Genomic DNA, 16,298 nt, shown 5'->3' on the forward strand with positions numbered 1-16,298 from the left:
AGAAATATCGCATACTTATTCGCAGATTTTTTATTCTTTACCTTATGTTATAAACCGATTATATGAGAGGTCATTTTATGTTTACAGGAAGTCTGGTCGCACTTGTTACTCCTATGGATACGAAAGGAAACGTTGACCACGTAAGCTTAAAAAAATTGGTCGAATATCATATCGCTAATGGAACATCGGGTATTGTTTCGGTTGGTACAACAGGCGAGTCGGCAACCCTTGATCACCATGAGCATATCGATGTAATTAAACGAACAATCGACTATGCCGACGGGCGTATTGCTATTATTGCGGGTACAGGTGCAAACGCAACGAAAGAAGCCATTGAATTAACCAGTCGGGTTGAAAATATCGGTGTTGTTGGTTGTTTAACCGTTGCGCCTTATTATAACAAGCCAACGCAAGAAGGCATGTATCAACACTTTAAAGCCATTGCCGAAAGCACTGCATTGCCACAGATTTTATATAACGTACCGGGACGCACTAGTAGCGATATTAAACCCGAAACCGTTGGGCGTTTAGCGAAGATCAAAAATATTGTTGCATTAAAAGATGCAACGGGTGATCTTTCAAGAGTTTATCCAACGCGCAAACTCGTTGGCCCTGATTTTAAATTGCTCAGTGGTGATGATTCAACCTTTTTAGACTTTATGATTTTAGGAGGCGATGGCGTAATTTCGGTGACGGCTAATGTTGCGGCTAAAGCCGTTGCTACTGTGTGTCAGCTTGCTGCTAATAATCAAATTCAAGAAGCCCGCACCTTAAACGATACTTTAATGGCTTTACATCACAATTTATTTATCGAACCCAACCCAACGCCAGCGAAATGGGCTTGTGCAAAATTAGGTTTAATGCAAAGCGCAACTATTCGGTTGCCAATGGTATCGCTAAGCACATCGTCGATTCCTGCGGTTGAACAAGCGTTAAAAGAGGCAAATTTACTGTAATTTTGTATAACCTTTAATTTAAAAAAGCAGATATCTATGTTAAATAACACATTGAACAGAACCTTATGGCAAAGCAACGTCATTAAAAAAGCAGCTGTTTTAACCGTTGTGACGTCGTTATTTCTTGCCGGTTGTGGTAGCGATCAACATTTTAAGCGCGAAGTCGAAGGTAATGAAGATTACCTTAAATCACCGACCTTAAAACCATTAATTATTCCTAAAGGTGTTAAGATACCGGCTGAAAGTGGTGACTTTTATGTTATTACAACCGAGTTTAAAGGCGATTTAGGTAAAAAGCTGGATATTAGGCCGCCAAGTTTACCAATTCCAACAATCCAAGATGCGTTTGCATTTTATAATAGCGGTTCAGTTACTTTTAATGTACCACTAAGCAACAATGTATGGGGTCGTATTCCTAACAGCTTAAGTAAAAAAAATATCCCCATTGTTAGTCGCGACAATAACACCATTAAAACGGATAAAACCTTTATGGTTCGTGCAGACGAAGAACAAGCTGTTCAAGCCACTTATTCAATTAAACGACAATTATTAGACAATACTGAAACTATCACTATTTCAATCACTTCGTTAGCTCGAGGTATGGACGATTTGATGTCGCAACCGATCGAAGTGCAGCGTTATGTGGTTGGTTTGTTTAATGACATAATGGATGATGTTGCACCTGATTCAGTGCGAGTTGTGCCACCCAAAGCACAAGATAACGATACTGAAAAAGACAATGCCGAAAGCAAGAAACCCGCAACAGCCGTGAACGGTACCAATCAAGAATAAGTTTGGAATTTAAGGAGCGCAGAGCTCCTTAATCATTTATTGGCAATTGATATAAGGTTATAGACATGAAAAAGTTGGCTGAGCTTTATCGTGGTAAAGCTAAGACGGTATATACCACCAAAAACCCCGATTTATTAATTCTTGAGTTTCGTAATGATACATCGGCATTTGATGGGTTGCGTATTGAGCAGTTAGATCGGAAAGGTATGGTGAATAATAAATTTAACTATTTTATTATGACCACCTTGCGTGAAGCTGGCATTCCAACTCAGGTTGAGGCCTTATTATCAGACAATGAAGTGCTTGTTAAAAAACTGCAAATGATACCTGTTGAATGTGTGGTGCGTAATCGTGCTGCGGGATCTTTAGTTAAACGTTTAGGGGTTGAAGAAGGTCAAGTTTTAAATCCTCCTACGTTTGAATTGTTCCTAAAAAACGATACATTGCACGATCCAATGGTCAATGAATCACACTGCAAAGCCTTCGGTTGGGCTAGCGATAATCAACTAGCCAAAATGAAAGAACTTAGCTTTAAAATTAACACTATTTTGAGTGATCTATTTGATAAAGCAGGGTTAATATTGGTTGATTATAAACTCGAATTTGGCTTATTTAAAGGTGAAGTCACTTTAGGCGACGAGTTTTCGCCCGATGGTTGCCGCCTATGGGAAAAACAGACACTGAAAAAAATGGACAAAGATCGCTTTCGTCAAGGTTTAGGTGGCGTGATTGAAGCCTATGAAGAAGTGGCAAAACGCATTGGTGTTTCTTTGTAATGTTTGCGCAGTTTGATATCTCTTTTTTTCTTCTTTTAGGTTTAGCTGCGCTGTGTTATTTAACGCACAATAACACCGTGACATTTGCCGTACTGTTATTGTTACTATTTAAATTAACGCCGCTTGCCGCTTATTTTCCGTTTTTAAATAAATATGGCTTAACTATCGGTATTGTTATTTTAACTGCCGCGATGATGGTGCCATTGGCAGATGGATCGTTAAAAATTGGTGATATTGTCAAATCGTTTACCACTTGGCAATCTATATTGGCTATTTTGGTTGGCATTTTAGTCTCGTGGCTTGGCACGCGTGGTATATCGCTCATTGGCGCACATCCTACTATTATTAATGGCTTAATTATTGGCACGCTCATTGGTGTTGCATTTTTCAAAGGCATTCCAGTTGGTCCCCTGATTGCCGCAGGTCTATTATCGTTATTAATTGGAAAAAGTTAGCTTATGCAAAATCCCAACAGCACAAGAACGCTATGGGTGTTACAGGGTGAAGCCGCACAATTATTCGAACAACTTAGACACGCCGTTTATCATTATCCCGGTGATTGGTTAACGGTGACGTATTGGTCTGAACTGTCCGATTATTTGCCAAATAAGTTAATTGCTAATGTACTACCGCCCAATCAAACCAAACAATTATTGGGGAGGCAGTATCAGCATGCTATCTTTGATGCAACGGTAGGATTTAATCTTGATGCCTTTGCCATGCTGGTTGGTACACTAGTTAAAGGTAGTGTGTTGATTTTGCTATTACCTAAGGATCTGACCTCTTGGTTTGATCAAGACAGCCTGCGATGGAACGAAAGTCAAAATCCGATTAGTGTACCTAATTTTGTTGCACATTTAACGCAAACTTTGGCCGAATTCGGTGTATCAATCAATTCAACATCGTTACCAAAAACCGCTATATCCGTCACTCCTTCTTTGCTAGTGAAAACCGATGACACTTGGGACTTAGCCGAACAGCAAGCCACATTAAAACAGTTATTAAACAGCAATAAGTCTATCAACGTCTTAGTTGCTAAACGAGGACGAGGTAAATCGGCGCTAGCAGGGCGGTTTAGCCATTATCAACGTTGCATTGTGACCGCACCCAATAAATCAGCACTGACCTCTTTTTTTGCTTTTGCTAAGCCTACTACGCCATTTTTTGCGCCTGATGAATTAATTGCGCAGTCAAAGATTGATTCTGCCGATTATCTAATTATCGACGAAGCTGCCATGATTCCGTTGCCCATGCTCGGAAAACTGCTACAACTGGCCATTGCCAATAACTGTCGGGTATTGTTAACCACCACCGTTGACGGATATGAAGGTACTGGGCAGGGCTTTTTATTGAAATTACTATCAGGTAAAACATGTCAATATTTTCATCTACACACGCCCATTCGTTGGCAGGCCGATGATATGCTAGAGCAATTTAGTGATCGGCTATTACTTAATGGTTTATTAACACAGGATAATAGTCCTGTTACAAACCCGTTATCAACTCAATATTCAAAGGTTGAACGCAAGGATGTTGACACATTAAAGTCGATCTTTTATCTATTAAAAATTGCTCACTATCAAACCACATTAATCGATTTGAGGCGTCTATTTGATGCGCAAAACTTGTCGGTTTGGCAGGCAACAATAGACAATAAACAAATTGCTGCGGCACTTACAATTACCGAGGGAAATTTGCCTGATAGTCTAATAACCCAAGTATGGCAAGGAACACGCCGTCCTAAAGGTAATTTAGTGGCGCAGTCGCTCGTAGCTCATGCCGGCGAGCGATTGGCGGCTAAATTGCGCTCAGTTCGCATTAACCGCATTGCGGTTATGAGTGCCTACCGACGGCAACATATCGCAAAACAACTTGTACAGACGATTTGTGATCATGCCAAAATGCAAAATAACGATTTTGTGTCGGTCAGTTTTGCTTATAGTCTATCTAATTATCAATTTTGGACTGCTTGTGGTTTTGTTTTGGTTCATGTCAGTAGTCATAAACAGGCAAGTAGTGGTGGTTATTCGGTTATGGCACTCAAACCACTAACCGAGTCTGGATGCCATTTAACCCTTAACTTAAAACAAAAACTACAGCGTAATACCTATTGGCTTAAAGATATTATCGATTTACCCTTTAACCAGATGCTTGCGAATAACGATAATCCACTATTAACACAAAATTTAGACGCGCACGATTTGGATGAACTGGCCGGATTTGCTCACTTTCATCGGCCGTTTGAAGCCACTTATTCCGCACTGTGTCGATTAGTTCACGACAATCAATTGCATCAACACTCGCAATTGCAACAACCACAGCCGTTATCTTTGCCTGTGTTATCAGCACTGTTAAAAAGCAAAAACAATCAATCTTTGATCATTAATGCATATCAACTTGCAGGTAAAGGCGCGTTAATGCAAACCATTAAGCTCGAAGTCAAAACATGGCTAATAAAGCACAGCAATAATGTGATATTTGATAAAAGCACCCATAATGATAGCTGATTGCCATTGCAGGTTATCAAGGGGGTTGTTTACAATAGTTATCCTGTTTAAGTTCAGCCCGTTTTAACTTAATTCGTTTTAATTTAAGAGGAACCGAATGTGACGCAAAATAAATTAGAAAATCAAACGCAACATCGCCATTCACAAAACCAGAACCACACCCACAACCCTAAAAATCAACCAACAACAGGCATTGAGTATTTTTTTAAAGGATGGTCATTGGCGTTTAGTCCAGGTATTAAGCGTTTTGTTTTTTTACCATTAATTGCCAATATTGTGATAATGTCGGCATTATTTTATTGGTTTTTCACGGCTATCTCGGGGATGGTCGATTGGGGATTATCGTATGTGCCAAACTGGTTGCATTGGTTGGGATATATCATCGTTTTTATCTTGATTTTAACACTAGTTATCTTGTTTTGTTATTTCTTTAGTACGGTAACCAATATCATTGCCGCACCTTTTAATGGCTTATTGGCTGAACAAGTCGAAGCGAAGTTAACGGGCATTCCCGCGGCAGATATGTCATGGATGAGCATTATTAAAGATCTCCCTCGTATTTTTGGACGTGAACTACAAAAACTGTTCAACTATTTAATATGGGCAATTCCCATACTGCTAACTTATTTTATTCCTGTTATTGGGCAATCGGTTACACCAGTAGTCTGGTTTTTATTTACCGCTTGGCAAATTAATATTCAATATGCCGATTATGCCTTTGATAACCACAAAATTACCTTTCACCGCATGCGTGAATTACTTAAACAAGATCGGGGCGACAATATAATCTTTGGTATCATAGTCAGCTTTTTTACCATGGTACCGCTGCTTAATTTAATTGTTATGCCTGTTGCGGTGTGTGGCGCAACGGCAATGTGGGTTGATCGCTACCGTCATCAAGCACTATTTGACAGCAGTAGCCAAGATTTTCGTTAAGGTGGTTGTTACTTTTTTTTCGTTGATTTTGTTGACGGCCAATCATCGTCGTCATCATCTTGATAAGGGATAGGTTTTATCCCTTTCTTTTTTTCAAGATACGTTTTATAACTCAGTCGGTTCAGTGCTTTAATGGTATTAATAAAAATCCCAATTAAAATAACTACAATTATCCACCAATAATCTTTAAGCCATGTCATAGTCTTTCCTTTTAAGTTAAAACTGAAACTACCAAGTTATAACCGTTATGCCAACAACTATTACGCCAGCAATAATTTTTCTAAAATGCGGTTATAAATTGCAGTTAAGGTGATTATATCTTGGCAATTCGCATTTTCGTTAACTTTGTGAATGGTCTTATTCAGTACCCCAAGTTCGATCACTTGGCATCCCATCTTAGCTATAAAACGCCCGTCCGATGTGCCACCACTGGTCGATAGTTTAGTCTCAATATTAGTCAACTCCCTAATGGCACTCGCAGCTGCGTTAGTTAGTTCGCCTTGAGGAGTTAAAAAAGGATGTCCTGATAATCGCCAAGTTAACGTATAGTTTAAATGATGTTTTTGTAAAACTTGTTCTACGCGCGCTTTAATTACGGTGTCAGTCAATTCACTACTATAGCGAAAGTTAAATTGTACTTTTAGCTCACCTGGCACAACGTTTTCAGCACCAGTACCACCATTAATATTGGCAACTTGCATTGTTGTTTGAGGAAAGTATTGATTCCCTCCATCCCAAACAGTGCTAACTAGTTCATTTAATGCAGGAGCAAAACGATGCACAGGGTTATCAGCAAGATGCGGATAAGCCACATGACCTTGAATGCCATGCACAACTAAATTGGCAGTTAGTGAACCGCGGCGTCCATTTTTAATCTGATCGCCAAGTACCGCATCGCTTGATGGTTCGCCCACAATGCAATAATCAACACGCTCTTGACGTTTGATGAGCAAATCAACCACTTTAACTGTGCCATCGGTGGCATCGGCTTCTTCGTCTGATGTAATTAAAAAGGCGACGCGCCCAATGTGATTAGGATGTTGTTTAACAAAATCTTCTGCTGCACAAACCATGGCAGCAACGCCACTTTTCATATCCGATGCGCCACGACCATAAAGCACACCATGTTCATCAATCGTTGGCGAAAAAGGCGGATAAAGCCATTTGCTTTCATCCCCGGCCGGCACGACATCGGTATGTCCGGCAAACATCAAAGTTTTGCTGTTAGCATCGCCATGATAGGCCCATAAGTTCTTGGTTTGCCCAATATTGACTTCTTCAATAATAAAACCGAGTGGTTTTAATCGTTCAATAATTATTTTTTGGCAGTTTTTATCGTCAGGGCTTATCGATTTCTCGGCAATGAGCGTTTTGGTTAATGCAATAACAGGTTCAGTCATAATGATCTCGATTTCATTTAGGTTGTGAAATAAATTGGGAGTAAAGCTCGTCTGAAAACCCTAACAAGGCACGTTTACCATCAATAAGCAAAGGACGTTTTAAAATGGATGGATTGGCTAACATGACCTGTTTTGCTGCTTGTTCATTATCAACCTGTACACGGACAGACTCATCTAATTTACGCCAAGTGGTACCACGCATATTAAGCAAACTTTGCCAATCTACCAATTGCAAAAAAGCATCTAAAAGATCTGCCGACAAGCCATCGGTTTTATAATTATGAAATTGATAAGCTATATGATGATCATCAAGCCAAGTAAAGGCCTTTTTCATCGTATTGCAGTTTTTAATACCATAGATTATGTACATAATCAGTGATCCAAGTCTAATAAATAAAAGGAGATTATAACAGTTATCGGCATACGGCAGCAAATCGGAGGAATCTATTCGATAAACGCTTTTTTAGTTGGTTTTATCATTAGTTTTTTTGAGGGGGTAATTCTAAAAATATATAAAAAACAATAAAATCAATTGCATACCTGACGGTTTTTTGCTTGGTAAATTTATGTACTATCGACATAACCAAAATCCTACCAACCTTATTTACCTAAAAACAAAATCTAATAAAAACAATAAATGATAAATACATTCCAAAAGGGAGGGTTGAAAATAATCCTATTTTCCTTTTATGAAACAATGTTGATAGTATTTCGGCTTTTAGTTTACCGCCGTATAGGCGGTTTCAAAATCCTTTATTTATTCTAACATCTATCGACAAAGTAACGCATAATGCGATTATCGGTTGTGAGTTCGGGATGAAAGGCGCAAACTAAGATGTTATTTTGTTGTGCCATAATACAATGCTGATCGACAAATGCCAGTTGCTCAACCTCTTTTCCTGCTTTTGCAATATAAGGTGCACGGATAAATACCGCTGGAATGTGTTGCCCAATAGGGAGGACATCTAAGGTTGTTTCAAAACTGTTAACTTGGCGACCAAAACCATTACGTTCAACGCAAATATCGATCAAATCCAATAATTCGACTTCGCTATGGGGTGTGGTTTGTCCGCAAAGCACAAGCCCTGCGCAGGTGCCTAAAATACCTTTGCCTTGTTCGGCAAATTGTTTTATGGGTGCGACAAGTTCATTTTGTTTGATTAAATGGCTAATAGTGGTAGATTCGCCTCCGGGAATGATTAAACCGTTTAGCTTGGTTAATTGTTCAGGTTTTTGCACTAAAGTCGCTTGGACATTGTCAAGACTATTTAGCATAGTGATATGTTCACTGACCGCACCTTGTAAGTTGAGTACACCAATATGTTTAATATGACTTTGTTTGGGTGATTTTGTCATTACCAGCCTCGATCTTGCATTCTTTCTGACTGAGCTAGCGTGCTCATTTCAATGCCTTTCATTGCTTCGCCTAAGCCTTTTGAAAGCTGTGCTAAACGTGGATAATCATCAAAATAAGTGGTGGCCTGTACAATGGCTTTTGCAAACTTTTCTGGGTTTTCGGATTTAAAAATACCCGAACCAACAAACACACCATCGGCACCAAGTTGCATCATCAATGCCGCATCGGCAGGAGTAGCTACGCCGCCGGCAGCAAAGTTAACGACGGGTAATTTTCCTAACTGTTTGATTTGTAAAACCAGTTCATAAGGTGCACCGATTGCTTTGGCAAAGGTCATTAATTCATCTTTTGATTTGCTCGTTACTAGGCGGATTTGTTCATTTACTTTACGCATATGGCGCACTGCTTCAACAATATTGCCAGTACCGGGTTCACCTTTGGTGCGTAGCATTGATGCCCCTTCGCCAATTCGACGTAGTGCTTCGCCCAAATCACGACAACCACACACAAAAGGTACGGTAAATTCATCCTTAAGTAAGTGATACTGTTCATCGGCTGGAGTTAAAACTTCGCTTTCATCAATATAATCAACGCCCATTGATTCTAAAATACGGGCTTCAACAATGTGCCCAATGCGTACTTTAGCCATTACCGGTATGGTAACAGCGTTCATGACTTGTTCAACAATAGTGGGGTCAGCCATTCGGGCAACCCCACCCGCCGCGCGAATATCTGAAGGCACACGCTCTAAAGCCATTACCGCAACAGCCCCAGCTTGCTCGGCAATTTTTGCTTGCTCAGCATTAACAACGTCCATAATGACGCCGCCTTTTTGCATTTGTGCCATACCTCGCTTAACGGTTTGTGTACCTATAACTTGGTTCATCTTTTGCTCCTAATTAAATCAATAATGACAAAATTGTCTAATTCGCAGTATTATTCAAAAATAAAGTGCAGCAAAAAACAGCCAATTGGACTATAATTAAGCCATCCAATTTTTGGAACGAATTTGTCGTACCAAAACGCTCAAAGCAATCAACATATTAAAGTAAAATAACCATGTGGAATAGACAAACACTGGTACAATTTACCGGATCTCTTTTTAAAAAAGTTACGCAACTTATTGAACACTATATTGAGCAGGGCATATTGATCGCGGGGGAAAGACTACCTTCAGAACGCGATCTGGCAAAAAAACTGGGTATCAATCGTTCAACGGTTGTGCATGCGCTTGAGCTGTTAACTGAACGCGGTGTGCTGATCCGGCGACAAGGGAGTGGTACTTATGTTAATCATCAAAAGTGGGGTGTGCAAGCGTATTCATCAATTAATTGGCGGTTACCGGCACATTTTTATCAAAATAAACAATCGTTTTATCAACAAAAAGTGGCGCAAATCCGTGCGCAACAACCACATATTTGCGATCTGGCTAATGGTGATTTGCCAACCAATTTGATTCCCAAACTACAGCTACCAGATACATCATTAAATGAACTGATTATGCACGAAAAAAATAGCGATGCACAACAATTAGGTTTGCCATCGCTTAAAATCCAAATTGCGTTTTATATGCAAGCGCAGTTTGCCATGCAAGTTGATATTAATGAGATTTTAATTACATCTGGCACACAGCAATCGTTATTTCTCATTACCCAAGGGTTACTTAAACCTGGTGATGCGGTTGGAATTGAGTCTCCCTCTTATTTTTACTCATTACCTTTGTTTCAAGCGGCGGGTGTACGCTTGTATGGTATTACGTGCGATAATGAAGGGGTTACGCTTGAAAGCTTAGTCAATTGTGTGCAGCAACATCAAATTAAATGGTTATTTTTGAATCCCATTTTCCAAAATCCGACCGGTTTTGTTATGAGTGATAAGCGCAAGCAAGTAATATTGGCATTTTGCCGTTCGCAATGTATTGGCATTGTTGAAGATGATGCATACAGTAGTTTAGCGTTTCAACCTGATTTGGCGGTATCACCCATTAAGAAATGGGATCAGCATAATCAAGTTATCTATTTAGGATCACTATCAAAATATATTGGGCGAAATATTCGTGTTGGGTGGATGCTCGCTCCGCGTAGCATCATCGAAAATCTGGCCAAAATTCGGCAACATATTGATTCAGGTCTAAGTATATTGCCACAATTATTAGCCCAAGAATATTTACAACATCATCATTTAGTCCATCAACAACAGTTACGGCAAGCACTACAAATCAAAGCCGAGCAGTTAATGCAATGGTTAGATAGCTATTTTTGTGGTGATATTACATATCAAACACCACTGGGAGGCTTTCATTTGTATGCCCATTTATCGGTGAGCACGGTAGCGCAAGAATTAGCGCTACTTAATCAACTGTTATTAAAAGGTGTCATTGTGTCACAAGGTGCCGATTTTGGTGATAATCTTGGAGCAATTAGATTAAGCTATGGTCATTTTGAACCGCCATTGGTTAGGTAACAAACAGGTTGTCACAAAAATAACCCACTAGCTTCTTATTTTATCGGATAGCATTTTTGTAGCTGCTAGCAAATATTGACCAAATTCGCTTATTCTTTCGTTTGGCATTTGAAATCGACCCCCTGAGATGATAATTGCAGCAATGACTTTGCCATTTTTGTCATAAACGGGTATTGCTAACCAGATCACTTCGTCAAAAATTCTCGATAACTTGAACTTGATAAAGATGATTTTGTTAATTAATAGGTTATGTTGGACTTGCAATAATTCATTGTATAAAATAAATTTTTGGTCAATTGCGGTAGTCTATTTGTTATGGCTTATGGCTATCACCTTTTTATTGGTATTTTGCTATTCAATTTATTCTTCATGTTGGTGTGCAATTTTAGCAAAACACGGGCAAATAAATTCAAAAAGTTAAAAAAAGGCTTGCTTTTTTAATTCGAATAGAATCGTTGCTGTGGTAGTTTAACATTTAATCTTTTTTATAAATTAAAAAATAATCAATATGTTAAAAAGTTATTAACAGGTTTATTCAGCACTTATCAAATCATAATGTGAATAAATATTTTCTCTTTTTTTGTCTTATCGGTAAAACAAATTCGTTAAAATAGTCGAAGATTGGAAAAGCAAAATTATACTGCTTAACCAATTATTGAAATTAGTTACACCTTGTGATTGTCATTGTATCACGTTGTAAATAAGCAGAGCATTTTTATTAACATTATGATTAAATATAAAATTACCTATAATAACGTTAGCTCTTAAGCTAAATTTAGTCAATTACTTACCTTTTTTTAACTCTATTTATACTGTTAAGCCAAATATGCTAGTTTACTGGCAGTGCGCTAACTCGTTATAATTACTGGTATAAGATGATAAATCATAAATAATATTAGGAGGCAATTTTGCATCTTTCATCAAAGGCTTTTCGTATATTAGGCATTATAGCGACGGTGGCTTCTTTAGGGATGTATGTTTCCTATATCCCACAAATCATCGATAATTTACAGGGATTTAAATCTAATCCTACCCAACCCTTGGCTGCTGCTATTAACTGTTCGCTTTGGGTTTGCTATGGCTTATTGAGAGAAAAGAAAGATTGGCCTATTGCAATTGCTAATTCTCCGGGGGTATTTTTTGGTTTAATTGCCTTTTTTACTGCACTGTAATTTGCGCAACGCAATTGAGTAGTAGTCAATTAATCATATTTGCCAGTGACTTTTTATTGACATTTTTATTATCAATGGTAATAGGCTATTTTAGCAAAATTTACAAAAAGATTTGCTTTTTCATCAAAATAAAATCGAAAATTGGACTGTTTAATTTTTAATCATTTAAATAATAATCTAATAATCATGATGTTACTTAGTTATTAACAGGTTTGTTAAACAGTTATCAAATTGTACAGTGAATAAATCGAGCTAATCAGTTTGTTTTAACATTACTTCACAAAATGGCAGGTTGTTTTAATCATATATTAAAAGAAATTAAGCAGTTTAACTAATATTTTATAATACTTGTAATCGTCAAATTACATATAAAAGGAAAAGAAAATGAAAAAATTAATCGGTGTGTTTTTATTAGGTTTACCTCTGTTAGCTGCGGCATCAAATTGTGACGAAATTAGAGACAATATTGCTGAAAAAATCAAAAATAACGGTGTTGATCCGTCGTGGTTTCAGCTCAAACTAGAATCTGCTGACAAGCCAGAACAACAAATTGAAGGCAAAATTGTGGGATCATGCGATCGAGGTCATCAAAAAATTGTTTATATCCGTTTAGATGGCTTAGCAACTCAGTCTCAAACTCAGTTGCCAGCCAATGTCGAAGAAGATGAACCTACGCAAAGCAATGACGATAAAACTCAACCATCAATAATTAATCCAACCGAATCTAATCAACCAGCCGATCTTACTGAGCCGACCGAGCAAGATGACTTCACAGTGCCACAAAATACTGAATCTGCGCCATTACAAGTTGAGGAATTTGAGGAACCAGATGAACCGGTAGAAAATTAATTTGGATTATTTTGTTGAAAAAATAGGGCGTAATGCCCTATATTTGTATGGTGTTGCTATAACAAATGGTGGTATTTCGCTTTCACATCTTTGCCCCATACACTTGCTTGCACTTGGCCAATATGTTTTTGTTGCAACAGCAACATTGTTAAACGCGATTGTCCAATGCCGCCACCAATAGTTTGTAACAAATCGCCATTAATTAACGCTTTATGCCAAGCAAGTTGTAGTCGATCTTCATCATTTGTTAGTTTTAATTGATGTTTTAAAGTTTCAGAATCGACACGAATACCCATTGATGAAATTTCAAACGCATTATTTAAAACTGGATTCCACACTAAAATATCACCATTTAAGCCTTTCGATCCTAAATCGTTGTCACTACTCCAATCATCATAGTCGGGCGCGCGTGTATCGTGCTTTTCATTATTTGATAATTTACCACCAATACCAATTAAAAATACAGCTCCAAGCTCTTTAGTTATGGCATTTTCGCGTTCTTTGGATGATAAATTTGGATAACGCTTTAATAGTTGTTCACTATCGATAAAGGTAATTGATTCCGGCAAAAAGCGCGAAATATGATATTGCACTGACACCGCCTTTTCAGTTGCTTTAATGGCAGCGTAAATATCATCGACAGTTTTTTTTAAATAAGTTAAATTGCGATCTTGTGGTCGAATTACTTTTTCCCAATCCCACTGATCCACATAAACTGAATGAATTGGCGAAAGTTGCTCCTCGTCTGGGCGTAGTGCTTTCATATTGGTGTAAATTCCTTCGCCAACTTCGAAGTGGTGATCACTTAGAATCTTACGCTTCCATTTAGCCAGTGAATGCACTACTTCATATTGTGCATGAGGTATTGCTTTTATCTTAACTTGTACTGCGTGCTCAGTGCCTGATAAATTATCTTGAATACCATCGCCAACTTGACTTAATAACGGGGCTTGCACTTCGATCAGTGATAAACGATCGGCAAGTTGATTAGCAAAAAATTGCTTAACAAAACTAATTCGCTGTTGCTGTTCTTTGAATGTTATCGACATGTTTACGCTCTACTTATTTTTTCAGTGAATAAGTAAAGTAAACTAGATGGCTGAATTTTGCAAGAAGCAGATAAGGGGGATTTTTAGGAAAGGTTTTGGGCACTTTTCATAACTAGACATAGGTCTAAATCAGATTGATTTAAAAAACAACATAGGACAAAAAATAGAAAACATCTATAAATCATTTTGTTAAATAGAAATCCAATAAAATTGGTCTTCTAGCTAAGCAACTTTTATATAAAATACAAATCTATCACAACAGCCAAATACTTTTGTTTTATTAATTTTGTATTGATAGATATTGTGTGCTCGTTTTATTATTTTCTTTCTTTCTTGCTCTACATGAAATTGTGTAGTAAATGTTAATTTTTTATATTCAGCTTCATTTGTTCACATTCGATAACATAAAATAAAAGTCATTAATGTGGGTATTCCAGATGATGCGAATCAATGTCAAATATTTTAACGTGTTAATTTTTATCTTATATATTTATTTGACAACTAAGCAAGCTATTGCCTGGTTATCTAACATCCAATTGTGTAAATAATAAAAAAACCGTTCTATTAAGAACGGTTTTTTTATTGGTTGATATCAATTAAATTTGCTTATTAAGCTTTGTATTTTTTCATGACAATTGAGGCATTAGTACCACCAAAACCGAAGCTATTTGACATGACTGTTGTTAGTTCACGTTCGGTTGGTTCAGTAATAATGTTCATACCAATTGCAGCTTCATCAAGTTCATCAATATTAATACTTGGTGTAATAAATCCATGTTCCAACATTAATAATGAATAGATAAGCTCTTGTGCACCAGTTGCACTTAATGAGTGACCAGTCATTGATTTTGTTGATGAAATCGCTGGAATGTTATCACCAAATACTTGTTTGATTGCCCATAACTCTTTAACATCACCCACTGGGGTTGATGTCCCGTGCGTGTTGATGTAATCAACAGGTACATCTAAATCTTGAATGGCAAGTTGCATACAGCGCATAGCACCTTCGCCCGATGGGGCAACCATGTCATGACCATCTGATGTTGCGCCATAACCAACCAGCTCACCATAAATATGAGCACCACGTGCAAGAGCATGTTCTAATTCTTCAACAACAACCATACCTGCGCCACCAGCAATAACAAAACCATCACGGTTTTTATCATAAGCACGAGATGCTTTTTCTGGATTATCGTTATATTTAGTTGATAAAGCGCCCATGGCATCAAATTCGCAAGACATTTCCCAGCAAAGTTCTTCACCACCGCCAGCAAAAACGATATCTTGTTTGCCAAGTTGAATAAGTTCGGCGGCGTGACCAATACAGTGAACTGATGTTGCGCAAGCCGATGTCATTGAGTAGCTAACACCTTTGATTTTAAATGGAGTTGCTAAACAAGCGGAAATCGCCGATGACATTGATTTTGTTACAGCATAAGGACCAACACCACGTAAGCCCTTTTCTTTCATGCCGGCAACGACATTGTATTGTGTTTTGGTTGAGCCACCATAACCGGCAATTAACCCTGTACGAGGATTAGAGACTTGTTCTGGGGTTAATTTTGCATCTTCGATCGCTTGTTGTAAAGCAAGATAACCGTAAATAGAAGCATCATTCATAAAGCGAACAATTTTGCGATCAATGAGTCCTGTAGTATCTAATTTAACATTTCCGCATACATGGCTACGCATTCCGTTATCTTTCATTTCTTGAGAAAAGGTAATACCACTACGACCTATTTTGAGTGATTCCAAAACTTCTTTAGTATTATTCCCAATACTTGAAAGAATTCCTAACCCTGTAATAACAACACGTTTCATTTACTCTTTAGCTCCTAAGTTATCTTGCTTCATACACAAAAGTGCGTTAATTATAGCTTACACTTGTAAGCTGAACAATACCTTAACTCTTTTTTTATTTTGTATAGCAAGCCAGTTTTTTATTGTTTATATAATGCTTATATAAATATTCCTCATTCAACTTTAGCTAAAATAGCTTAAAATCTCTTAAACGTTCTCATTAAAAGAGAGCGACCTGTTT

16 protein-coding genes are annotated in these 16,298 nt (G+C 37.8%); 9 read left to right on the forward strand and 7 right to left on the reverse strand.

The window, feature by feature from the left end; all coding sequences use genetic code 11:
• Nucleotides 1-77: 77 nt before the first annotated feature.
• The 6 genes from dapA to cysZ all read left to right on the forward strand — a co-directional run bounded on the left by dapA (nt 78) and on the right by cysZ (nt 5,967).
• Nucleotides 78-956, forward strand: a complete 879-nt coding sequence (gene dapA, locus A9G22_RS01415; protein WP_065585858.1) for a 4-hydroxy-tetrahydrodipicolinate synthase — start codon at nt 78-80, stop codon at nt 954-956.
• A 36-nt stretch (nt 957-992) separates the two neighbouring features.
• Nucleotides 993-1,748, forward strand: coding sequence for an outer membrane protein assembly factor BamC (gene bamC / locus A9G22_RS01420; RefSeq protein ID WP_075508206.1), 756 nt, complete (start codon nt 993-995; stop codon nt 1,746-1,748).
• Between the two features lie 65 nt (nt 1,749-1,813).
• Entirely contained in the window at nt 1,814-2,524 is a 711-nt protein-coding gene (gene purC, locus A9G22_RS01425) for a phosphoribosylaminoimidazolesuccinocarboxamide synthase (protein WP_065585860.1), read from the forward strand.
• The gene (locus A9G22_RS01430; RefSeq protein WP_065585861.1) at nt 2,524-2,979 is read left to right on the forward strand and encodes a DUF441 domain-containing protein; all 456 of its coding nucleotides are present in this window, start codon (nt 2,524-2,526) and stop codon (nt 2,977-2,979) included. Before purC ends, A9G22_RS01430 begins: the two co-directional genes overlap by 1 nt.
• 3 nt (nt 2,980-2,982) lie before the next feature.
• Nucleotides 2,983-5,031, forward strand: coding sequence for a tRNA(Met) cytidine acetyltransferase TmcA (locus A9G22_RS01435; protein ID WP_075508207.1), 2,049 nt, complete (start codon nt 2,983-2,985; stop codon nt 5,029-5,031).
• A gap of 99 nt (nt 5,032-5,130) precedes the next feature.
• Nucleotides 5,131-5,967 (forward strand): sulfate transporter CysZ, encoded by an 837-nt coding sequence (gene cysZ, locus A9G22_RS01440; RefSeq protein ID WP_081296886.1) that lies wholly within the window; start codon nt 5,131-5,133, stop codon nt 5,965-5,967.
• 8 nt (nt 5,968-5,975) lie between these two features.
• On the opposite strand, the gene A9G22_RS01445 is transcribed toward cysZ, so the two are convergent.
• The 5 genes from A9G22_RS01445 to pdxS form a co-directional block, all read right to left on the reverse strand.
• Nucleotides 5,976-6,167 carry a YpfN family protein gene (locus A9G22_RS01445; protein ID WP_065585863.1) on the reverse strand — a complete coding sequence of 64 codons (192 nt, stop codon included), beginning with the start codon at nt 6,165-6,167 and terminating at the stop codon, nt 5,976-5,978.
• Nucleotides 6,168-6,227: 60 nt separating this feature from the next.
• Nucleotides 6,228-7,367, reverse strand: coding sequence for a succinyl-diaminopimelate desuccinylase (gene dapE / locus A9G22_RS01450; RefSeq protein ID WP_075508208.1), 1,140 nt, complete (start codon nt 7,365-7,367; stop codon nt 6,228-6,230).
• A gap of 13 nt (nt 7,368-7,380) precedes the next feature.
• A complete protein-coding gene (locus A9G22_RS01455; RefSeq protein ID WP_065585865.1) occupies nt 7,381-7,737 on the reverse strand; it encodes an ArsC family reductase in 357 nt (118 codons plus the stop codon).
• Between the two features lie 392 nt (nt 7,738-8,129).
• Nucleotides 8,130-8,723: a pyridoxal 5'-phosphate synthase glutaminase subunit PdxT gene (gene pdxT / locus A9G22_RS01460; RefSeq protein WP_065585866.1), complete on the reverse strand. Its 594-nt coding sequence runs from the start codon at nt 8,721-8,723 to the stop codon at nt 8,130-8,132.
• Nucleotides 8,723-9,610 carry a pyridoxal 5'-phosphate synthase lyase subunit PdxS gene (gene pdxS, locus A9G22_RS01465; RefSeq protein WP_075508209.1) on the reverse strand — a complete coding sequence of 296 codons (888 nt, stop codon included), beginning with the start codon at nt 9,608-9,610 and terminating at the stop codon, nt 8,723-8,725. Before pdxS ends, pdxT begins: the two co-directional genes overlap by 1 nt.
• Nucleotides 9,611-9,783: 173 nt before the next feature.
• Here pdxS and A9G22_RS01470 point away from each other — a divergent pair, with 173 nt between their 5' ends.
• The 3 genes from A9G22_RS01470 (at nt 9,784) to A9G22_RS01485 (ending at nt 13,208) form a co-directional block, all read left to right on the forward strand.
• The gene (locus A9G22_RS01470; protein WP_075508210.1) at nt 9,784-11,187 is read left to right on the forward strand and encodes an aminotransferase-like domain-containing protein; all 1,404 of its coding nucleotides are present in this window, start codon (nt 9,784-9,786) and stop codon (nt 11,185-11,187) included.
• Between the two features lie 908 nt (nt 11,188-12,095).
• Complete coding sequence (locus A9G22_RS01480) at nt 12,096-12,359, forward strand: SemiSWEET family transporter (RefSeq protein WP_081296887.1); 264 nt, start codon at nt 12,096-12,098, stop codon at nt 12,357-12,359.
• Nucleotides 12,360-12,743: 384 nt separating this feature from the next.
• On the forward strand, nt 12,744-13,208 hold the full coding sequence (locus A9G22_RS01485; RefSeq protein ID WP_065585869.1) for a DUF1161 domain-containing protein: 465 nt from the start codon (nt 12,744-12,746) through the stop codon (nt 13,206-13,208).
• Nucleotides 13,209-13,264: 56 nt separating this feature from the next.
• Here A9G22_RS01485 and asnA read toward each other — a convergent pair whose 3' ends face one another.
• Together asnA and fabB are read right to left on the reverse strand one after the other, a co-directional pair.
• Nucleotides 13,265-14,257, reverse strand: a complete 993-nt coding sequence (gene asnA, locus A9G22_RS01490) for an aspartate--ammonia ligase (RefSeq protein ID WP_065585870.1) — start codon at nt 14,255-14,257, stop codon at nt 13,265-13,267.
• A gap of 609 nt (nt 14,258-14,866) precedes the next feature.
• Nucleotides 14,867-16,078 carry a beta-ketoacyl-ACP synthase I gene (gene fabB, locus A9G22_RS01495; protein WP_065585871.1) on the reverse strand — a complete coding sequence of 404 codons (1,212 nt, stop codon included), beginning with the start codon at nt 16,076-16,078 and terminating at the stop codon, nt 14,867-14,869.
• Nucleotides 16,079-16,298: the final 220 nt, after the last annotated feature.

This window comes from Gilliamella sp. App2-1, from assembly GCF_001690255.1.
Lineage (GTDB): Bacteria > Pseudomonadota > Gammaproteobacteria > Enterobacterales > Orbaceae > Gilliamella > Gilliamella apicola_G.